Source organism: Streptomyces sp. NPDC002499 (genome assembly GCF_053595415.1).
The window spans coordinates 247974-267985 of record NZ_JBSFXO010000003.1 but is presented as its reverse complement, the minus strand read 5'-3'; the positions used below and the strand labels follow the sequence as shown (position 1 = coordinate 267985).

The following is a 20012-nucleotide window of genomic DNA, read 5'->3' as shown; positions in this document are numbered from 1 at the left end:
GACGAAAGGGGGCGGGCATGCCGCTCACGTTCCGCAAGAGCTTCCGGATCCTTCCTTGGCTTCGGTTGAACATCAACAAGCGCTCGATGTCCATCACCACCGGCGGGAAGCACGGTCCGCGACACACGCGCAGCACGACCGGACGACGTACGACATCTATGGATTTGCCCGGACCTTTCGGGTGGCGCAAGACGCGCACCAAGAAGGACGACTGACCGGCCGTCACCCGAACGGACCCCCCAGGAGGCGCCATCTCATATCTGAGATAGCCTCAACCCCATGGCAGACGACTACCTCGTACGCATCGGCAAGCTCATCCGTGACGCCCGGCAACACCGTGGCTGGACACAGGCGCAGCTCGCGGAGGCGCTCGGCACCAGTCAGAGCGCGGTCAACCGCATCGAGCGCGGTAACCAAAACATCAGCCTTGAGATGATCGCTCGAATCGGTGAAGCGCTGGAGAGCGAGATCGTCTCGCTGGGCTATGCGGGTCCGATGCATCTGCGAGTCGTCGGTGGTCGTCGTCTGTCCGGCGCCATCGACGTCAAGACCAGCAAGAACGCGTGTGTGGCACTGCTGTGCGCCTCTCTGCTCAACCAGGGGCGCACAGTGCTGCGCCGGGTGGCGCGGATCGAGGAGGTCTACCGCCTGCTCGAGGTGCTCAGCTCGATCGGCGTGCGCGCCCGGTGGATCAACGACGGGGTCGACCTGGAGATCGTGCCGCCGGCCGAGCTGAACATGGCGGCGATCGACGCCGAGGCGGCCGTACGCACCCGCTCGATCATCATGTTCCTGGGCCCGCTGCTGCACCGCATGGACCACTTCAAGCTGCCCTACGCCGGCGGCTGCGACCTCGGTACGCGGACCATCGAGCCGCACATGATCGCGCTGCGCCGGTTCGGCCTGGACATCGCGGCGACCGAGAACCAGTACCACGCGCAGGTCGACCGGAGCGTGCGCCCCGACCGCCCGATCGTGCTGACCGAGCGCGGGGACACGGTCACCGAGAACGCGCTGCTGGCCGCCGCCCGGCACTCCGGTGTCACGGTCATCCGCAACGCGTCCTCCAACTACATGGTCCAGGACCTGTGCTTCTTCCTGGAGGCGCTCGGCGTCCGGGTCGAGGGCATCGGCACCACCACCCTGACCGTGCACGGCGTACCGAACATCGACGTCGACGTCGACTACTCCCCCTCCGAGGACCCGGTCGAGGCGATGAGCCTGGTGGCCGCGGCGGTGGTGACGGAGTCGGAGCTGACGGTCCGGCGCGTCCCCATCGAGTTCCTGGAGATCGAGCTCGCGGTCCTGGAGGAGATGGGCCTCGACCACGACCGTACGCCCGAGTACTTCGCGGACAACGGCCGTACGCGCCTGGTGGACCTCACGGTCCGGCCCTCCAAGCTGGAGGCGCCGATCGACAAGATCCACCCGATGCCGTTCCCGGGCCTGAACATCGACAACGTGCCGTTCTTCGCGGCCATCGCGGCGGTCGCGCAGGGCAAGACCCTCATCCACGACTGGGTCTACGACAACCGCGCGATCTACCTCACTGACCTCAACCGCCTCGGCGGCCGGCTCCAACTCCTCGACCCGCACCGCGTGTTGGTCGAGGGTCCGACCCGCTGGCGGGCCGCCGAGATGATGTGCCCGCCCGCCCTGCGCCCGGCCGTGGTCGTCCTGCTGGCGATGATGGCGGCCGACGGCACGTCCGTGCTGCGCAACGTGTACGTCATCAACCGGGGGTACGAGGACCTCGCCGAGCGTCTGAACTCCATCGGGGCGCAGATCGAGATCTTCCGGGACATCTAGACCTTCCAGGACATCTGATCTTCCGGGGCATCTGGCCTTCCGGGAGATGTGATCTTCCCGGAGATGTGAACTGCGACCGCGGACGCCGCCGCACCCCACCCGACCTGCTGTCCAGCGGATCGGGTCGGGGTGCGGCGGCGTCCGTGTGCCGGGCCGGTGCCGGTGCCGGTGCCGGTGCCGGTGCTGCCCAGTGGGGGCGGCTTGACCTTGCCCCCGGGGGCAGGGTTTAGCGTTCTTCGAGGTGAGAGACATGCAGATCGGTGAACTGGCCGGCCGGGCAGGCGTGACGACCAAGGCGGTGCGCTACTACGAATCGCTGGGGCTGCTGACGCCTGAGCGGCTGCCCAACGGCTACCGGAACTACGACGAGCACGACCTGCGGCTCGTACGGGAGATCCGGGCGCTGAGCGACCTCGGGATCCCCGTGGAGCGCACCCGTCCCTTCCTGGAATGCCTGGCGGTCGGCCATGAGCACGGCGACGACTGTCCCGCCTCGCTGGCCGGGTACCGGGAGGCGATCGACGATCTCTCGCAACGCATCGCGGGCCTCACCGCCCGCCGGACCACGCTGGTCGCGCACTTGCTGACGGCCGCCCACCGCAACAGCTGTGCCGCACCGGCCGACGGACGTCAGGAGCCATTGATGGACTACACGAGCCTGCCCGCCGACCTGCCCGTCCCCCAGGACGACGGCACGGCCGCCCACCTGCCCGGCCTGCCGGTCCCACCCCTGAAGCTGCGCAGCAGTGGCGGGTCGTCCGTCCGGCTCGACGCGCTCGGTGAGGGGCGGACGGTGGTGTACGTGTATCCGCTCACCGGCCGGCCGGGCACGGACCTGCCCGAGGGCTGGGACGCGATTCCCGGGGCGCGCGGCTGTACGCCCGAGGCGTGCGGCTTCCGTGACCACTACCAGGAACTGCTGGCCGCCGGAGCGGTCCGGGTGTTCGGCCTGTCCAGCCAGGAACCCGACTACCAGCGTGAGGTGGTCGAGCGGCTCTACCTGCCCTTCGAGATGCTCTCCGACCCGGAGCGGAGCCTGGCCGGAGCACTGGACCTCCCCCTCTTCGAGACCAACGGGCTGACGCTCTACAAACGGCTGACGCTCGTCGTCCGCGACGGCGTGATCGAGCACGTCTTCTATCCCGTCTTCCCGCCGAACGACCACGCGGACGAGGTGCTGGCGTGGCTGCGGGCCAACTCCCTGTAAGGAGAAGTCGATGTTCACCGGCCTGAGTGCCTTTCCCCTCACCCCGGTCACCGAGGACGGCATCGAGGAGGACTCGTTCGCCGCGCTGGTCGCCCGGCTCGCCGCGGCCGGCGTCGACTCGATCGGCGCCCTGGGTTCCACGGGGTCCTACGCCTACCTGACCCGCGAGGAACGGGCCCGCGCGCTGCGGATCGCGATGGCGAACGCCGGCTCGACCCCGGTCGTCGCGGGCATCGGCGCACTGCGCACCCGGAACGTGCTGGAGGCGGCGGAGGACGCCCAACTCGCCGGTGTCGCCGGGGTGTTGCTCGCGCCGATGTCGTACCAGCGGCTGACCGAGGACGAGGTGTTCGGACTCTTCGAGGACGTCACGGCGAACCTCTCGGTCCCGCTGGTCGTCTACGACAACCCGGGCACCACGCACTTCACCTTCACCGACCAGCTGTACGCACGCGTGACCGAGCTGCCGCACGTGGCGTCCATCAAGATCCCCGGTGTGCCCGCCGACCCCGAAGCCGCCCGGACGCGTGTCGAGGAGCTGCGCCGGATCCTTCCCGACCGTGTGACCGTGGGGGTCAGCGGCGACGCCTACGGGGCCACCGGGCTCAACGCCGGGTGTGACGCCTGGTATTCGGTGATCGCCGGCACCTTCCCGGAGCCGGCACTGACGATCACCCGGGCCGCACAGTCCGGCGACGCCGACGGGGCCCGACAGGCCGCGCAGCGACTCCAACCCCTGTGGGACCTCTTCGCCCGGCACGGCTCCTTGCGCGTGATCGCCGAGGCGGCCGAGTACGTCGGCCTGACCCCGCCGCGCAGCCTTCCCCGACCGTTGCGCGGCCTCGGCGCCGAGGACCGAGCTCAAGTAGCGGACGTGGTCGAGCAGTTGGGACTGCGCGCGTAGGTCAGGTCCCGTACAGGCGGGCCTCCCAGCGGGCGTGTGAGCGGCGGCCGGTCAGGCGCCACAGGAGGCGGGCGGGTACGGGTGCCTTGGTGAGGATCGTCCGTTGCTCCTCGGGAGTCGCCACCGCCATCAACGCGCTGAAGGCACGCAGCAGATGCTTCTTGTCCAGCTTGGCCAGGCTGATCTCGCCGAGCCGCTCCCATTCGGCGACGGTCAGGCATTCGGAGGCCAACGGCAGGATGGTGCGCTCCTCTTCGTCCATGTGAAAGGTCAACACCGCGCCCAGTTCGGCGAGTTGGTCCGCGACCTGCGCGCAGAGGGGCTGTCGGGGATCGGCCGCCAGTCCGTCCAGCGCGCCCGTCACCCGCGTGACCAACTCGTCGAGGCGGTGGTGCTGTTCCTCCATGCGCGCGATCGTCTCGGCCTGGTCCGCGGCCCGTGCCGCGAGCCGGGGCCAGAGGAACTCGTCCTCGCTGACGTGGTGGGCTTCAAGACCCATGAGCAGGAACCGCACCGCGTCCACGACCAGCGCGGCCCGCGCGGTGTCACCGGGCCGCAACCCACGCAGCAGATCCGGCAGTTCGGCGCACGACCGCCGGAACGTGCGGTGCACCACGACCATGTCGTGGACATCGGGCTTCTCGGTGACTACGTCGGACATGGTGCTCCCTAGCCTTTGCTCAGCTGTTCTCGGACCACCGTGCCGAACACGGATCAACGTCTGATCGACGGCAGATGAAAGCGCTGGTCAGCGCTGTGCCGCTGCCTTCCGCAGGCGGTCGCTCACCTCGTACACATGCTGGGCCGCGGCCTTCCGCGAGCAGCAGCCGGACGAGGACCGCACGCTGCAGCGGGCTGCCCGGAGCCTCGGGGGCATCTGATAAACCCCTGCTATGCGCACCGAATTCAACGTGTCCAGGCTTGAGCCGACGGCCGTCTACCGACTGCTCACGGCGTCCGTCCTGCCGCGCCCCATCGCCTGGGTCTCGACCGTCTCCGCGGACGGCGTCGACAATCTGGCCCCGCACTCCTTCTTCACGGTCTCGTCGGTCAAGCCGCCGATCGTCCAGTTCACCTCGGTCGGCCGTAAGGACTCCCTGCGCAATGTCGAGGCCACCGGGCAGTTCGTGGTCAATCTCGCCCCGGAGTCGCTGGTCGAGGAGGTCAACAGGACAGCCACGGACTTCCCGCACGGCGTGAGCGAGTTCGACGCCGTGGGAGTGGCGCGCGAGCCCGGCGCCCGCGTGAAGGCGTCCCGCGTCGCCGGCTCCCCCGTGGCGCTGGAGTGCGAACTGCACAGCACGCTCCGGCTGGGCGACTCAACTGTGGTCTTCGGACGGGTGGTTCACATCGCGGTCGACGAAGCCGTCCTGTCCGACGGCCATCCCGAGGTCACCCGTATGCGCCCACTGGCCCGCCTGGGCAAGGACGAATGGAGCACTATCGGCGAGGTTCTCGACCTGCGCCGCATTCGCTACGCGGACTGGCCGGACAGCTAGGCGAGTCGTCCCCACGCCGCGACCAGTTCCGACAGATAGACCGTCGCCTCCGCCGCCGCGCACGCTTCCGACAGACGGCCGTGCAGCGTCTCGATGTCCACTTCCCTGGCGTCGGCGATTCCGCTGCGCTCGATCAACGGGAGGAGGCTGCGGACGGTTTCGGTGACGAGGGTCATCGCCGCCGAGTCCGCGACGCCGGTCGGTACCGCCACGGCGACGCTGGGGTCGGGCACCCCGACGGACCGCAGTACCTGGGCCACTTGTTCGCCCATGTCGGGATTGCTGCCCGCCTCTCGCTGACCCGCACAGATCCACTCCTGGCATGTCGTCACCAGGGGTACCTCGGGGATGGCCCGTGCCCGGGAGATGTTGACCTCCTGGAACGTGACGAGACCGCCGGGGCGTACCGATCCGGTCAGCTCCCGCACGACCGCCACCGGGTCCTCCAGATGCATGAGGATCAGTCGGCCCACCAACGCGTCGACAGGCTGCGGGAGTTCGACGTCGGGCAACACCCGGTGCTCGAAACGGATGTTGCGTAGATCGGACGCGGCGACGTTCCCCCGCGCTGTCTCCAGCGCCTGCGCGTTCATGTCCACGCCGACGACCTGACCGCTCGGTCCGACGATGCGCGCGGCCGCGAGTGACACGCCGCCCGTGCCGCAGCCGACGTCGAGGACCCGCATCCCCTCCCGTAGGCCGGCGGCTCTCAAGAGGTACTCGGTGAAACCGCCGTACAGCGCGTCCTGAACGTCCAGCCGGCCGGTCTCCGCGGAGGTGGTGCCCATCGCGTATGTGCTCATGTCCGACGACTCTGCCAAGGCTCCGGCCATGCCGCTTGCGCGTCGACGAACAGCCCTTTCCCGTGGGCGCGAGGTCCGGTCCGAGGGAAGGCCTGAGGGAACACCTGAGGAAAGGCCTGAGGGAGGGTGCGCGGCACCCACCTCCGTACGGCCTTCCTCGTCGAGGCGGGCGGGCGAAGACTCGGATCGTCGGGCGAGGACGCGGATCGTCAGCAGTCGCCGACTCCGAGCCCGACCCCCTCAGCGCAGTCGCCGACTCCGCGCCCGACTCCCCAGCGCAGTCGCCGACTCCGCGCCCGACCCACCTCAGTTCCCCTCCCCGTATCCCCCAGGAGACCCCCGTGACCACCGCCTCCACCCCATCCACCCCGGCCACCCCGATCGCCCCCAAGATCGTCATCGTGACGGGCGCGTCCAGCGGCATCGGCGCGGCGACCGCCCGCCGGCTCGCCGCGGCCGGCCACCATGTCGTGCTCGGGGCCCGCCGCACCGACCGTCTCGCGCTGCTCACCAAGGAGCTGAGGGAGGCCGGACACAGCGCCGAACACGCCGAGTTGGACGTCACCGACCGGGCCGGTGTCCGTGTCTTCGTCGAAGCGACGCTGGCTCGGCACGGGCGCGTCGACGTGCTGGTCAACAACGCGGGGGTGATGCCGCTCGCCCCGCTGGCCGCCCTGCGTGTGGAGGAGTGGGACCAGATGATCGACGTGAATCTGCGGGGTGTGCTGTACGGGATCGCGGCCGTGCTGCCGTCGATGCGGGAGCGGCGTTCCGGGCACGTCGTGAACATCGCGTCCACCGCCGCCCACCGCGTCGACCCGACGGCCGCGGTGTACTGCGCGACCAAGTACGCGGTGCGGGCCCTGTCCGAGGGGCTGCGGCAGGAGAACTCCGACGTCAGGGTCACGGTCGTCAGCCCCGGTTTCACCCGTTCCGAGCTGACCGCCAAGGGTGGCGACGCCGAGGCGCAGGGCGCGGCACGCACCGCTACCGAGCTGATCGGGCTGCCCGCGGCGGCGGTCGCCGAGGCCGTCGGCTACGCGATCGCCCAGCCCGCGGGCGTCGACGTGAACGAGATCGTCGTACGCCCCACGGTCCAGAACTGACCCTTCAGTGGCGCGGAGCCGCCATCGACGCGAGGTACGTCAGGGCCTCCGCGCTGCGGGTTCCCGGTTCCGCCGAGCCCACGAGCAGCTCCTGGCCGGGGGCGTCGCGTACGTCGAAGCTCTGATAGGTGAGTTCGACGCGGCCGACCTCCGGGTGGACGAACACCTTGTAGGCGCGGGTGAGGGCCCGGACCGTCTGGTCGTTCCACAGGGTCCTGAACTCCCCCGAGATCTCCAGCAGTTCACGGACGAGGGCGTCGATCTCGGGGGTGTCGCTGAACCGGGCCGCGTTCAGCCGCAGCGCGTACACGGTCGCCGAGGTCACCAACTGCCGGTCGGGGAAGACCTCTTGGGCCAGCGGGTGGGTGAACAGGATGCGCGGCATGCTGGTCTCCCCCGCGAAGGGGGACAGCAGGGCGTCGGCGACGACGTTGGTGGCGAGGATGTCGAACGCGGGGCCCAGGACGTAGGCCGCGGCCGTAGGGAAGGCGTCGAGCAGCCGCAGCAGATCGGGGTGCACCTGGTCGCGCGGGCCGGCGGACTGCGCGCGGGGATTGATGCCGGCCAGGCGGAACAGGTGACCGCGCGCGTCGGCATCCAGGCGCAGCGCCCTGCCGAGCGCGTCGACGACCTGCGGCGAGGGGTTGGTCTCGCGGCCCTGTTCCAGCCGGATGTAGTAGTCGGCGCTCACCCCCGCGAGGACGGCCACCTCTTCCCGCCGCAGCCCCTTGACCCGACGGGTGCCGCCACCGACCGGCAGCCCGACATCGGCCGGTTCCAGGCGGGAACGGCCGGCCCGCAGGAAGTCCCCGAGGGCGTTGACAGGCACGTTCCGCATACGAGCGACAGTACCCCCGGCGCCGTACACACGGCCGCCCTACGAGGTTCCCCCCCGTCCCTGCACACGGCCGCCCTACGAGGTTCCCCCCCCGTCCCTGCACACGGCCGCCCTACGGGGTGTCCCCCCTGTCCGCGCACCCGGTCGTCCTACGGGTCTCCCCGGTCCTCCAGCAGCCGCTCAAGGCGGTCGAAGCGCGCGTGCAGGGCCCGGGTCGCGTCCTCGCGCATCGCACGCGCCGCGTCCTCCGCCTCGCGCGCGAGGTGATGGCGGCGCTTGTCGTCCCGGCCCACGAACCAGGTCGCGAGGGCCGCGGTGACCATGCCGTACGCGGTGATCCCGACGACCATCACCACCGAGCCGATGACGCGGCCCCACGGGGTCACCGGGAAGAAATCGCCGTAACCGACCGTGGTCGCCGTCTCGATCGACCACCACAACGCCCTGGGGTACGAGGTGATCTGCGCCCCGTGCGCACCCCGCTCGGCGGCCACGACCACGTACGAGCCGGCCAGCATCACCGCCACGAGGACGGCGGTCGCCCCGCCCGCGGCCCTGAGATGCAGCGAGCGTCCGTGCCGGCCGAGCAGCAGCGCGACCGTCCTGGTCCACAGTCCGGGCACCATGGCCCGGATCCTGCGCGACGCACGGCCGCCGCCCGGGCCCGGCGCGCCTGCGGACCGCCGCCGTCACCCCATCGGCGGGCGCTCACCCGGACGGGTCCGGACGGTGGTGAGGGGCGCGGTCGGATGATGGCCTTGCGCCATGACAGCCGAGCCCGACGCGGTGACCGAGACGTTCGTCTTCACCTGCGGCGACTGCGGTCACACCTGGGAACGGACCTTCAAGCTCATGTTCTTCACCGATCCCGGCCGTCCGGACATCCAGGAGTACGTCGACGAGAACGACGAGCCCCTCAGCTCGCCGCTGGCGGTGGCCGTCTGCCCGCGCTGCGGGAGCCGGGCGGTGCGGGTGTCGTCCCCCGGTTCCGCGTCCGCCGGGTCCGGCTGAGTCAGAGGTCGAGCAGTTCCTCGTAGAAGCCGCCGAAGCCTCGTTCGCGGTCGATGAGGTGGATCTCCAGGATCCAGTGGCAGACGCGGCCGGCCTTGTCGGTGCGGCGCAGCGGGGTGTCGTTGGCGGGGGTGATGTACGACTCGGTGTCCGCGCCGTCGATGGTCTCGTGCGGGAACTCGCCGACGAGGTGTCCGGCGTGCCAGCCGCCCAGCTCCCAGCCGGCTTCGGTGGCGAGGCGGTCGACCTCGGCGTAGAGGCGGGCGCCGGTGATGTCGGGGTCGGCCTCGTAGAAGGCCCGGCCGGCCGCGAAGGCCTTCGGGAGGTCGTCGCGCAGGCGGCGCTTGACCGGGTCGTCGCCGAGCACGAAGGTGCGGCCGAAGTCGGCCTCGTACTCCTCGAAGATCGGGCCGAAGTCGGCGAACACGATGTCGTCGGCCTCGATCACCCGGTCCGGCGGGTTCTCCCGGTAGGGCTTGAGGGTGTTGGGGCCGGAGCGGACGATGCGCTTGTGCCAGTGGCGGGTGGTGCCGAAGAGGTCGTTCGCCAGGTCGCGGATCCGGTCGCTGACCGCTCCCTCGCCCTCGCCGGGCGCCACCAGTCCCCGTGTCTCGATCTCCGCGAAGAGTCGTTCGGCCTTGGCCTGCGCGTCCAGCAGTCGCGCCGCGCGCGTGGGTTCGTCGTCCGCCATGGGCCGAACGTAACGGCGTCTGATCGTTTCCGGCAATGTGATTTCGCCGTCCGCGCTCAAGGGTGGACGCGGACCGCGCGGGCCAGGAAGTGGTGGGTGGCGTCCTCGTAGTGGACCAGGTCCCAGTCGGCGGCGCGGAGGGCCGGGCGGAGGTTCTCCTCGGCCAGCAGGTCGGCGGGGTCGAGGGGGCGTCCGTGGCGGGCGGCGCGTTCGGCGCGGCCGGAGGGGTGGAAGAGCAGCAGGATGCCGTCGGGCGCGGTGGCCCTGGCCCACTCGCGCAGCGCCGCCGCGGGGTCGGGCACGTGGTCGACGAGACCCGCGCTGAAGACGCCGTCCATGGTGGCGGTCGCCAGTGGCAGCCGGGTGGCGTCGGCGAGCAGGAGCAGGGCGAGGTCCGCGCGGCCTTCGCGCCGCGCCGCCGTCAGCATCGCGGGCGTGAGGTCGGCGCCGAGGACGACACCCGCGTCACCGACCTGTGCGCGGAGGGCGGGCAGGGCGCGGCCGGTGCCGCAGCCGACGTCGAGGGCCGACTGTCCAGGGCGGAGTCCCATCCGCTCGACCGCGGCCGTGTACCGGGGCTGGTCGGCCGCGAAGCGTTCCTCCCAGGTGGCCGCCCGGTGGGTGAAGAAGGCCCGGGTGGCGGTCTGTTCGGCGCGGTCCGCCACGAACGCGGCGAAGCGCTCGAACACGCCGTCCCGGTGCGGGGCCACGGCGGCCAGTTCGGCGGGCGCGGACTCCAACAGCCCGGGGGCGATGGCCGCCTCCTCCGGGAAGGCCGCGACGAAGGCGTCGACCGTCGCCTTGTCCGCCTCCAGGTGGAACTGCATGCCCCAGGCCGAGCCGCCCACCCGAAACGCCTGCACCGGATACCGCTCGCAGGAGGCCAGCAGCGTCGTCCCGGCCGGCAGGTCCATGGTGTCGCCGTGCCAGTGCAGCACCCGCAGCCGCTCGGGGACGCCGGCGAACAGCGGGTCGGAGGCCGCGGCGGGCGCCATCCGTACGTCGCTCCAGCCGACCTGCGTCCCCGACCCGGGGCGGCCGGTACCGCCCGCGGCGACGGCCAGCAGCTGCGCCCCCAGACACACCCCGAGCACCGGCACCTCGGCCTCCAACGCGGCGGCGAGCAGCGCCAGTTCGGCGGAGCGTCCCGGGAAGTCCTCGTACGCCGCCATCGGCCCGCCCATCACGACCAGACCCGCCAGCCCCTCGACCGAGTCGGGCACCGGCTCCCCGGCCCAGGTCCGGCAGATCCGGTACGGCAGTCCGGCCGCCGCCAGCGCGGCGCCGACGGCGTAGGGCCCCTCGCCCTGTGCGTGCTCCACGACCTGGATCACGGGCCACCACCTCCCGGACGACCGTACCCGAGCGACCACGCGCCACAACCGCATATGCATAGGTAATGGCACGAAGACGGCCGCAGGTGCGGTCCTACGACATCGATCGTCCCGCAGGTGCGCAGCGCGCCGTTTTCCCCCGCGGGTGCAGTGACCATGATGCGCCACGCCGTCCACGGCCGCCCGGCGAACGGGCCGGCGTCGGAGTCGTCAGCGGGCGGCCCAGTCGCCCCGCACATGGCCGAGGTGGCGGGTCATGACGGCCCGGACCCGGTCCTCGTCCCGGGCGAGGAGCGCGTCGAGGATCTCCAGGTGCTCCTCGGCCGAGGAGGTCAGCAGCCCCCGCTCGACCAGCGCGGTCAGGCCGTACAGGCGGGACCGCTTGCGCAGGTCGCCGACGACCTCGACCAGGTGCTGGTTGCCGGCCAGCGCGAGCAGGCCCAGGTGGAAGCGGCGGTCGGCCTCGACGTAGGCGATGAGGTCGCCGTCGGCCGCCGCGCCGACGATGTCCTCGGCGTCCGCGCGCAGCGCTTCGAGGGCGGCGGGGTCGGCGGTGGCCGCGAGCGCCGTGGTGGTGGGGATCTCGATCAGCGAGCGGATGTGGGTGTACTCGTCGAGCTGCTGCTCGGAGACGGCGGTGACCCGGAAGCCCTTGTTGGGCACGGTGTCGACCAGGCCCTCCTTGACGAGGTCGAGCATGGCCTCGCGCACGGGGGTCGCCGAGACGCCGAAGCGGGCGGCGAGCGAGGGGGCGGAGTGGACCTCGCCGGGGCGCAGCTCACCGGCGACGAGCGCGGCCCGCAGGGCGTTGGCGACGCTCTCGCGGTAGCTGGGACGGGAGCCGCCGAGGAGGGGCAGGGCGGGGCGGGACCGTGCGGCGGCCTTGGCCATGGGAGGGGTCCTTTCCTCGGCTGCGGGAGGAGGAGCGGGGTCAGAGGACGAAGCCGGACGGGAACGGGTCGGCCGGATCAAGAAGGTACTGCGCGGTGCCGGTGATCCAGGCCCGCCCGGTGATCGTGGGCACGACCGCCGGGCGACCGGCGACCTCGGTGGTCTCGACGAGGCGGCCGGTGAAGGACGTACCGATGAAGGACTCGTTCAAGAAGTCCTGGTGCAGCGGGAGTTCGCTGCGGGCGTGCAGCTGGGCCATGCGGGCCGAGGTGCCGGTGCCGCACGGTGAACGGTCGAACCAGCCCGGGTGGATGGCCATCGCGTGCCGCGAGTGCGTGGCGGTCGAGCCGGGTGCGGCGAGGTAGACGTGGTGAACGCCGTTGATGGTCGGGTTCTCCGGATGGACGGGCGGGGCCTCGGAGTTGATCGCGTCCATCAGGGCGAGTCCCGCGGCGAGGATGTCGTCCTTGCGGTCGCGGGTGAAGGGCAGTGCGAACTGGTCGAGCGGCAGGATCGCGTAGAAGTTGCCGCCGAAGGCCAGGTCGTACGTCACCGTGCGGCCGGCGGCGAGGGTCGCCTTGCGGTCCAGGCCGACGACGAAGGAGGGCACGTTGCGGAGGGTGACGGCCTTCGCGGCACCGTCCTCGACGGCGACCTCGGCAACCACCAGACCGGCCGGGGTGTCCAGGCGGACGGTGGTGACCGGCTCGACGACCGGCACCATGCCGGTCTCGACGAGGACGGTGGCCACCCCGATCGTGCCGTGGCCGCACATCGGGAGGTAGCCGGAGACCTCGATGTAGACGACGCCGTAGTCGCAGTCGGGGCGGGTGGGCGGCTGGAGGATCGCCCCGCTCATCGCGGAGTGCCCGCGGGGCTCGTCCATGAGGAAGTGCCGTACGTCGTCGCGGTGTTCGCGGAACCACAGCCGGCGTTCGTCCATCGTGGCGCCGGGGATCGTGCCGATGCCGCCGGTGACGACGCGGGTGGGCATGCCCTCGGTGTGCGAGTCCACGGCGTGCAGAACCAGCTTGCTGCGCATGGGAGTTCCTCTCGGTGGCGCGGCCTCGGTGGGGCGCGGGACGGGTCAGGAGAGCCCGAGGGCGACGACCTTCTCGGTGGCCTCGCGGACGGCCTTCTCCTGCTCCGGCAGCAACGGCACCCGGGGCGGCCGGACCGGACCACCACGGCGCCCGACGATGTCCATGGAGAGCTTGATCGCCTGGACGAACTCCACCTTGGAGTCCCAGCGGTGCAGCGCGTGCAGGTGGCGGTAGAGGGGTACGGCGGTGGCCAGGTCGCCCTTGACGGCCGCGTGGTACAGCTCGACCGTCGATTTCGGCAGGGCGTTGGGGTAGCCGGAGATCCAGCCCTTGGCGCCGGCCACGGCCAGCTCCAGCAGGACGTCGTCGGCGCCGATCAACACGTCCAATTCGGGGGCGAGTTCCTGGATCTGGTAGATGCGTCGGGGGTCGCCGGAGAACTCCTTCACGCCCTTGATGAGCCCGGCCGCGTGCAGTTCGGCGAGGAGTTCGGGGGTGAGGTCGACCTTGGTGTCGTGCGGGTTGTTGTAGGCGACGATGTCGATGCCGACCTCGGCGACGGCGGCGTAGTGCGCGCGCACCGAACGCTCGTCGGCCCGATAGGAGTTGGGCGGCAGCAGCATGACGGCGGCACACCCCGCCTCCTTGGCCTGTCGGGCCCAGCGGGCGGCCTCGGCGGAACCGTAGGCCGAGACGCCCGGCATGACCTTGTCGCCGCCTATGGCCGCGACGGCAGTCTCGACGACCCGAGCGCGCTCCTCGTCGGTGAGCACCTGGTACTCGCCGAGCGAGCCGTTGGGGACGACCCCGTCGCAGCCGTTCGCGACGAGCCACCGGCAGTGGTCCGCGAACCCGTCGAAGTCGACGCTCAGGTCGTCGTGCAGCGGGAGCGCGGTGGCGACGAGGACGCCGCGCCAGACGGGGTGAGGGGGCGTGACGGTCATGGGAGCCTCAACTTTCCGATGGGGGTGACGTATCGCTGACGGATGTCCTGGGTGACGGTGGTCGGAAGGCCTGGTCAGCCAATGGGCGCCGCTCAGGGCCCCTCCGGTTCCCGGGCCAGTACCTCCAGCGGTACCGGCCTGGCGAAGGGCCGCTTGGCCGGTCCCGGCGCGCAGCCCGCCACTCCGCCGACTCCGGGCGCGCAGATCCGGCCCTGGCACCAGCCCATTCCGGCGCGGGTGAGGAGCTTGACGGTACGCAGGTCGGTGGCGCCGAGTTCGGCGGTGGCCGTGCGGATCGCGCCCGCCGGGACCTCCTCGCAGCGGCAGACGACGGTGTCGTCGGTGACCTGGTCCACCCAGTGGGCGGGCGGGGCGTAGGCGATGGCGAGGGCGGCGGAGAAGTGCCGTAGCCGGGACCGGGTGCGGGTGGCTGCCGCCCAGCCGCCGGACCGGGGTTCAACTCCCTTGAGGCGGGCGGCGATCGAGTACCCGGCGATCTCACCCTCGGCGAGCGCCAGCACCGCTCCCCCGACCCCGGTGGCCTCACCCGCCGCCCAGACTCCGTCGACGTCGGTGCGCTGCTCGGCGTCGGTGACCACGAGCGGGTCACCGGTGTCATCGATCGCGCAGCCGAGGGACTCCGCGAGGTCGGTGTGCGCGAGCATGCCGTGCCCGACGGCCAAGGTGTCGCAGTCGATCCGCCGCTCGGTGCCGGGCCTGACCCGACCGTCGGTGTCGAGCGCGGCGACGGTGACGGCCTCGACCCGATCGGTGCCGTGGGCCGCCACGACCGCATGACGGACCATCACCGGCACTTTGTGCCGCAGGAGTTGGGAGGCGTACCCGGCCGCCTCGACGACCTTGCCCGGATGCGCGGCGAGGGTGGCCGCGTGCCGTACGAACCCGGCGGGGCGTACGGACTCGACGTACGCGACGACTTCGGCGCCCGCCGCGGCGAGCCCGGCCGCGACCGGCATCAGCAGCGGGCCGGTCCCCGCGACGACCACCGTGCGCCCCGGCAGGACGAGCCCGCCCTTGAGCATGGCCTGGGCGCCGCCCGCGGTGACCACTCCGGGGAGGGTCCAGCCGGGGAAGGGCAGCACCTTCTCGTAGCCGCCGGTGGCGAGAAGGACGGCATCGGCGGCGACCGTCTCCGAGGTCTGCTGGTCGGGGCCGAGCAGGGCGTGGACGCCGAAGCGACCCGGTCTGAACTCCGGTTCCACGAACCAGACATGACGGTCCGCCAGGTGGGTGATCCGGCCCGCCGCCACATGTGTGGCCAACCGGTCCCGCAGCGCCTCCCAAGTGCCCCAGGCGTGATGCAGCGCCTGTGGTCTGCGGGCGCCGAGCCCGACCGCGGGCTGCCGGTAGAACTGTCCGCCTGCCTGCGCACCCGCGTCGAGGAGGGTGACCCGTACGCCCCGGTCGGCGGCCGTGAGCGCGGCGGCGAGCCCGGCGGGGCCCGCGCCGATCACGGCGAGGTCGGCGCTAGTCATGGTCGAGGTCGTCGTGGTCAGCGCCGTCCCGGGCGAGGTCGTCATGGCCGGTGCCCTCCTGCGTGCGGATCGTGTCGCCGGGGTGGACCGGGACGAGGCAAGCCCTTTGGTTCGGGCGGTCGTTGACGATGACGAGGCAGTCGAAGCAGACGCCGATCCCGCAGAAGACTCCGCGCGGTGCGCCGCTCCCGCGGGTTCCGCGCCAGGAGGTGATGCCGGCCGTCCAGAGCACGGCGGCGACGGTCTGGCCTGGCAGGGCGTCGATCTCACGGCCGTCGACGGTGACGGTGAAGGCCGGTCCGGGGTGGGCCCGGGCCAGCTCCAGCGGGGTCTCGCCTCTTCTCATTCCCCCTCCTCGAAACGGTCCGGGCGGAACGGCGTCAGGTCGAGGTCCGGTGTCCGGTCGGTCAGCGTCTGGGCGATCAAGTGCCCCGTACCGACCGCGAGTCCGATGCCCGCGCCCTCGTGGCCGCAGGCGTGGTGGAGCCCCGGCACCCGGGGGTCGGGGCCGATGGCCGGCAGATGGTCCGGCAGATAGGGCCGGAAGCCGAGATAGCCGCGCATCGCGTGCGCCCTGCCGAGCATCGGGAAGAGCTCGGTGGCCTGCGCGGCCAGTCTGCGCACGACCGGGAGCGAGAACGTCCGGTCGAAGCCCACCCGTTCGCGACTGGCCCCGATCAACACCGGTCCCGCGTCCGTGCTTTCGACGACCGCCGAGGACTGGAGCCCCGCGTCCCCGCTGGCCACGTCGGCCACGTAGTCGGCGGCGTACACCTTGTGCCGGATCACCCCGCGCGGCAGCGGCTCGGTGACCAGCACGAAGCCGCGGCGCGGCAGCACCGGCAGCTGCACCCCGGCCAGCGCGGCGACCTCGCCGCCCCAGGTGCCGGCCGCGTTGATGACGGCCGGCGCGTGCACGTCGCCGTGCGCGGTCCGGACTCCGCGCACGGAGCCGTCCTTCGCGCGCAGGATGTCGGTGACGGCGGTCCCGGTGCGCAGGTCGGCGCCGGCGCGTCGGGCGGCTCGTACTACATGGGCGGCGGCCAGGGTCGGCATCACCTGGCAGTCCTCCGGGTAGAGCACGCCTCCTGCCAGCCCGGGGGCCAAGTGCGGCTCCAGTTCGGGGAGTTGGTCGGCGGCGACGACCTGCGCGTCGACTCCGGCCGCCCGCTGTCCGGCGGCGAAGCCGGTCAGTGCGGACATGCCCTCGGGCGAGGAGGCGACGACGACTCCGCCCTTCGGCTCGAACTCCACGGCTTCGCCCAGGCCGGGTTCGGCGGCGAGGTCGGCCCACAGACGTCGGGACAGGAGGGCGAGGTCGAGTTCGGGGCCCGGTTCCTTGTCGGAGACGAGCAGGTTGCCCTCGCCGGAGCCGGTGGTGCCGCCGGCCACGGGGCCGCGGTCCACGAGGAGGGTCCGCAAGCCTGCCCGGGCCGCGTGGAGAGCGCAGGCCGCGCCCACCATGCCGGCCCCGATGACTACGACGTCGCAGGTCAGTGGGCTGCTCACGTCAGTACAATGTCACATGTCTCTGTCCTCGCCAAGGGGTCGTACGCAGGCCCCGGCGGCCGAGGGTCCCGCCCTCCGCCACCGGGAGCCGCACGGTCGACCGCCCACCAGGGCCGTCAACTCTCCGTCAGCCCTCCGTCAGCGTGATGTCCTCGCGCTGGGCCGCGTGGAAGCGGGGCAGCGGCAGGCCGCCGTGGGCGTTGAGTTCCATCAGGGTCGCCTCGACGTTCGCCGCACCGGGTTCGAGGCTGTCGGACGAGGTCTTGCCGGTGTTCTGCCAGCGGTGTTCCATGCCGTCGCACACGGCGCGGGTGCCGCCGATGCCGTGGCGGACGTTCGGGGAGTTCTGGGCGACCGAGGAACTGACGAAGACCGGGCTGCCGTTGCCGAGACAGCGGTAGGTGCCGGAGAGGGTGACGGTGCCGTCGGGGGCGATGTACCCCGTCGGGTCGACGGTCACGGTCTCGAAGGGGTCGGCGGACGCGGGCGCGGCCGGGGCGGCGGCCAGCAGGAACAGCGCGGCGCAGACGGCGGTGCGGATCGCGGGGCGCAGGGACACGGGGAAACCTCCTGAGTGTGGGGCCTCCACTGGTACCGGGCGCGCGGGCCCACGGCCGTGATCGTCACTCCTTCGGTGGCGAGTCCACACCGATGGTCACGCTCGTCACTCCTTCGGTGGCGAGTCCGCACCGACGGTCGTGGAACCGTCCGGGAGTTGTCCGCGTGTTGTCACGCTTCCCGATGCGCTGTTCCGATGAGTTCACGGCGGGAGGATGGTCTCTTCCATGGGGACGCCGACCGGCGCAACCCCACCGACCTGGAGGTGCGACATGTGTTCCCACCAGCCTTCGAGCTCTTCCTCCGACAACATCGCCGCGCATGTCGTCGCCGCCCACCCCGAGCAGGGCTGGAGCCTGCTCTGCGACGGGGCGATCGTGTTCGACGACTCCGGTGAACTGACCCCCGACGGCCGCGCGGTCGCGCCGCACCGGGTCGCTTCGCTGACGATGGCGGCCTGAGTCACGCCGATGCAGTCGCGGGCGCGGTAACAGCACCGCCGCCCCACCCCCCGTACGACTCCCCAGCGGGCGCCACCGAGCGGCCCCGGCCGGTTCGAGCGACACTGCGAAGACCGCCGGCCCCCTTGCGTCCGCACCCCCTCCCGCTTCTCCCGCGCCCCTCCGCCCCGCGGACGCACGGCCTCCCCGCCCCCGGCGGTATCGCGCCCCGTTGACTGTCGTCACCAAGGCGATACGCTCGTTGCGCGAGCCCGGACCCCGCCCATCAGGCAAGGGGGCGTACCGCCATGATCGACTCGGCGCATGTCGACACTTTCGCGCGTGACCACCTCCCGCCGCGCGAGGAATGGCCGGACCTGCGCTTCGAGCTGCCGGAGCTGAGGTACCCCGATCGGGTGAACTGTGCCGCCGAGCTGCTGACCGGCCCGGACGCCGAAAGCTCCGCGTTCCACACCCCCACAGGACCCTCCTGGACGTACGGCGAACTGCGCGCCCGCGTCGACCGGCTCGCGCATGTCCTGACCGGCGACCTCGGCGTGGTTCCCGGGAACCGGGTGCTGCTGCGCGGACCGACCACACCGTGGCTCGTGGCCTGCTGGCTGGCGGTGCTGAAGGCGGGCGCGGTCGCCGTGACGGTGCTGGCGCAGCAGCGGCCGCACGAGCTGGCCACGATGTGCGGGATCGCCGACATAGGGCACGCCCTGTGCGACATACGGGCCGTCGACGACCTCGCCAAGGCGGAGATACCGGGGCTGCGCATCACGACGTACGGCGGTGACGCCCCCGGCGACCTCCTGAACCGTCCGGCGCCCGACACCCCGTATCCGGCGGTCGGGACCGCGGCCGACGACGTCGCGCTGATCGCGTTCACCTCGGGCACCACCGGCCGCCCGAAGGGGTGCATGCACTTCCACCGGGACGTGCTCGCCATAGCCGACACCTTCTCGAAGCATGTGCTGAGGCCACGGCGGGACGACGTCTTCGCGGGGAGTCCGCCGCTCGGTTTCACCTTCGGCCTGGGCGGTCTGGTGATCTTCCCGATGCGCGTCGGCGCGAGTGCGCTGCTGCTCGAACAGGCGGGCCCCAGGCAGCTGTTGCCCGCGATCGCCGCCCACCGGGTCTCGGTGCTGTTCACCGCGCCGACCGCCTACCGCGCGATGCTCGGCGAGGTCGACGCGTACGACGTCTCGTCCCTGCGTCGCTGTGTCTCCGCCGGGGAGAACCTGCCCGCCGCCACCTGGCAGGCCTGGCGGGAGCGGACCGGGCTGCCGATCATCAACGGCATAGGCGCCACCGAGCTGTTGCACATCTTCATCTCCGCCGCCGACGAGGACATCCGGCCCGGCACGACGGGGAAACCGGTGCCGGGGTGGCACGCGCGCGTGCAGGACGCGGACGGAACTCCGGTGCCGGACGGGGAGCCTGGGCTGCTCGCCGTACAAGGGCCGGTCGGCTGCCGGTACTTGGACGACCCGCGCCAGCGCGTGTACGTGCGCGACGGCTGGAACGTCACCGGTGACACCTATGTGCGCGAGAGCGACGGCTGGTTCCGCTTCGTCGCCCGCGCCGACGACATGATCATCTCGGCCGGCTACAACATCGCGGGACCTGAGGTCGAGGACGCGTTGCTGCGTCACCCGGACGTGGTCGAGGCGGCGGTCGTGGGGCGGCCCGACGAGGCCCGTGGTCAGGTGGTGGTGGCCTACGCCGTCCTCAAGGAGGGCGCCGAACGGGACGTCGAGGCCCTGCGCGCCTTCGTCAAGTCCGAGCTGGCGCCGTACAAATGCCCGCGCGAGATCGTCTTCCTGGACGCGCTGCCGCGCACGGCCACCGGCAAGCTCCAGCGGTTCAGACTGCGCACCGAAGATCACTCCGGTGTTGACACCGATGGTGACCAGCAGTGATGTC

Annotated in this window: 22 protein-coding genes; 9 read left to right on the top strand and 13 right to left on the bottom strand. The window is 71.7% G+C overall.

Features of this window, described 5'->3' with window-relative positions:
* Positions 1 to 17: 17 nt before the first annotated feature.
* The 4 genes from ACWD5F_RS09275 (at position 18) to ACWD5F_RS09260 (ending at position 3920) form a co-directional block, all read left to right on the top strand.
* On the top strand, positions 18 to 215 hold the full coding sequence (locus ACWD5F_RS09275; protein ID WP_401721764.1) for a DUF4236 domain-containing protein: 198 nt from the start codon (positions 18 to 20) through the stop codon (positions 213 to 215).
* A gap of 64 nt (positions 216 to 279) precedes the next feature.
* Positions 280 to 1809 carry a helix-turn-helix domain-containing protein gene (locus tag ACWD5F_RS09270; RefSeq protein WP_401721767.1) on the top strand — a complete coding sequence of 510 codons (1530 nt, stop codon included), beginning with the start codon at positions 280 to 282 and terminating at the stop codon, positions 1807 to 1809.
* Between the two features lie 250 nt (positions 1810 to 2059).
* Complete coding sequence (locus tag ACWD5F_RS09265) at positions 2060 to 3016, top strand: redoxin family protein (protein ID WP_451252627.1); 957 nt, start codon at positions 2060 to 2062, stop codon at positions 3014 to 3016.
* Between the two features lie 10 nt (positions 3017 to 3026).
* Entirely contained in the window at positions 3027 to 3920 is an 894-nt protein-coding gene (locus ACWD5F_RS09260) for a dihydrodipicolinate synthase family protein (RefSeq protein ID WP_451252625.1), read from the top strand.
* Position 3921: 1 nt separating this feature from the next.
* Here ACWD5F_RS09260 and ACWD5F_RS09255 read toward each other — a convergent pair whose 3' ends face one another.
* Entirely contained in the window at positions 3922 to 4581 is a 660-nt protein-coding gene (locus ACWD5F_RS09255) for a hemerythrin domain-containing protein (RefSeq protein ID WP_451252623.1), read from the bottom strand.
* 232 nt (positions 4582 to 4813) lie between these two features.
* Between ACWD5F_RS09255 and ACWD5F_RS09250 the strand changes: the two genes are divergently transcribed.
* Positions 4814 to 5419 carry a flavin reductase family protein gene (locus tag ACWD5F_RS09250; RefSeq protein ID WP_451252621.1) on the top strand — a complete coding sequence of 202 codons (606 nt, stop codon included), beginning with the start codon at positions 4814 to 4816 and terminating at the stop codon, positions 5417 to 5419.
* Here ACWD5F_RS09250 and ACWD5F_RS09245 read toward each other — a convergent pair.
* Positions 5416 to 6222 (bottom strand): class I SAM-dependent methyltransferase, encoded by an 807-nt coding sequence (locus ACWD5F_RS09245; protein WP_451252619.1) that lies wholly within the window; start codon positions 6220 to 6222, stop codon positions 5416 to 5418. The two genes, ACWD5F_RS09250 and ACWD5F_RS09245, sit on opposite strands and share 4 nt — an antisense overlap.
* Before the next feature lie 341 nt (positions 6223 to 6563).
* Here ACWD5F_RS09245 and ACWD5F_RS09240 point away from each other — a divergent pair, with 341 nt between their 5' ends.
* Positions 6564 to 7328, top strand: a complete 765-nt coding sequence (locus ACWD5F_RS09240) for an SDR family oxidoreductase (protein ID WP_451252617.1) — start codon at positions 6564 to 6566, stop codon at positions 7326 to 7328.
* 4 nt (positions 7329 to 7332) lie between these two features.
* On the opposite strand, the gene ACWD5F_RS09235 is transcribed toward ACWD5F_RS09240, so the two are convergent.
* Positions 7333 to 8166, bottom strand: coding sequence for a helix-turn-helix transcriptional regulator (locus ACWD5F_RS09235; RefSeq protein WP_451252615.1), 834 nt, complete (start codon positions 8164 to 8166; stop codon positions 7333 to 7335).
* A gap of 149 nt (positions 8167 to 8315) precedes the next feature.
* Complete coding sequence (locus tag ACWD5F_RS09230; RefSeq protein ID WP_451252614.1) at positions 8316 to 8792, bottom strand: potassium channel family protein; 477 nt, start codon at positions 8790 to 8792, stop codon at positions 8316 to 8318.
* 139 nt (positions 8793 to 8931) lie between these two features.
* On the opposite strand from ACWD5F_RS09230, the gene ACWD5F_RS09225 reads away from it, so the two are divergent.
* On the top strand, positions 8932 to 9177 hold the full coding sequence (locus ACWD5F_RS09225; RefSeq protein ID WP_451252612.1) for a hypothetical protein: 246 nt from the start codon (positions 8932 to 8934) through the stop codon (positions 9175 to 9177).
* A gap of 1 nt (position 9178) precedes the next feature.
* Here the strand turns inward: ACWD5F_RS09225 and ACWD5F_RS09220 are convergent, their stop codons facing one another.
* The 9 genes from ACWD5F_RS09220 to ACWD5F_RS09180 all read right to left on the bottom strand — a co-directional run bounded on the left by ACWD5F_RS09220 (position 9179) and on the right by ACWD5F_RS09180 (position 17644).
* Entirely contained in the window at positions 9179 to 9868 is a 690-nt protein-coding gene (locus tag ACWD5F_RS09220) for a M24 family metallopeptidase (RefSeq protein ID WP_451252610.1), read from the bottom strand.
* Positions 9869 to 9924: 56 nt separating this feature from the next.
* Positions 9925 to 11202: a methyltransferase domain-containing protein gene (locus tag ACWD5F_RS09215; RefSeq protein ID WP_451252608.1), complete on the bottom strand. Its 1278-nt coding sequence runs from the start codon at positions 11200 to 11202 to the stop codon at positions 9925 to 9927.
* Positions 11203 to 11412: 210 nt separating this feature from the next.
* Positions 11413 to 12093 (bottom strand): GntR family transcriptional regulator, encoded by a 681-nt coding sequence (locus ACWD5F_RS09210; RefSeq protein WP_401721807.1) that lies wholly within the window; start codon positions 12091 to 12093, stop codon positions 11413 to 11415.
* 40 nt (positions 12094 to 12133) lie between these two features.
* Positions 12134 to 13135 (bottom strand): proline racemase family protein, encoded by a 1002-nt coding sequence (locus ACWD5F_RS09205; RefSeq protein WP_451252606.1) that lies wholly within the window; start codon positions 13133 to 13135, stop codon positions 12134 to 12136.
* Between the two features lie 45 nt (positions 13136 to 13180).
* Positions 13181 to 14080 (bottom strand): dihydrodipicolinate synthase family protein, encoded by a 900-nt coding sequence (locus ACWD5F_RS09200; RefSeq protein ID WP_451252604.1) that lies wholly within the window; start codon positions 14078 to 14080, stop codon positions 13181 to 13183.
* A 92-nt stretch (positions 14081 to 14172) separates the two neighbouring features.
* Positions 14173 to 15621 carry an FAD-dependent oxidoreductase gene (locus ACWD5F_RS09195; protein ID WP_451252602.1) on the bottom strand — a complete coding sequence of 483 codons (1449 nt, stop codon included), beginning with the start codon at positions 15619 to 15621 and terminating at the stop codon, positions 14173 to 14175.
* Positions 15569 to 15922, bottom strand: coding sequence for a (2Fe-2S)-binding protein (locus ACWD5F_RS09190; RefSeq protein ID WP_451252600.1), 354 nt, complete (start codon positions 15920 to 15922; stop codon positions 15569 to 15571). The genes ACWD5F_RS09195 and ACWD5F_RS09190 overlap by 53 nt, the downstream gene beginning before the upstream one ends.
* Entirely contained in the window at positions 15919 to 17085 is a 1167-nt protein-coding gene (locus ACWD5F_RS09185; protein WP_451252598.1) for an NAD(P)/FAD-dependent oxidoreductase, read from the bottom strand. The genes ACWD5F_RS09190 and ACWD5F_RS09185 overlap by 4 nt, the downstream gene beginning before the upstream one ends.
* A gap of 127 nt (positions 17086 to 17212) precedes the next feature.
* Positions 17213 to 17644 carry a DUF6299 family protein gene (locus ACWD5F_RS09180; RefSeq protein WP_451252596.1) on the bottom strand — a complete coding sequence of 144 codons (432 nt, stop codon included), beginning with the start codon at positions 17642 to 17644 and terminating at the stop codon, positions 17213 to 17215.
* A 271-nt stretch (positions 17645 to 17915) separates the two neighbouring features.
* Between ACWD5F_RS09180 and ACWD5F_RS09175 the strand changes: the two genes are divergently transcribed.
* Together ACWD5F_RS09175 and ACWD5F_RS09170 are read left to right on the top strand one after the other, a co-directional pair.
* Positions 17916 to 18104: a DUF5999 family protein gene (locus ACWD5F_RS09175; RefSeq protein ID WP_451252594.1), complete on the top strand. Its 189-nt coding sequence runs from the start codon at positions 17916 to 17918 to the stop codon at positions 18102 to 18104.
* Positions 18105 to 18391: 287 nt separating this feature from the next.
* Positions 18392 to 20008: an AMP-binding protein gene (locus ACWD5F_RS09170; protein WP_451252592.1), complete on the top strand. Its 1617-nt coding sequence runs from the start codon at positions 18392 to 18394 to the stop codon at positions 20006 to 20008.
* The last annotated feature ends 4 nt before the right edge of the window (positions 20009 to 20012 follow it).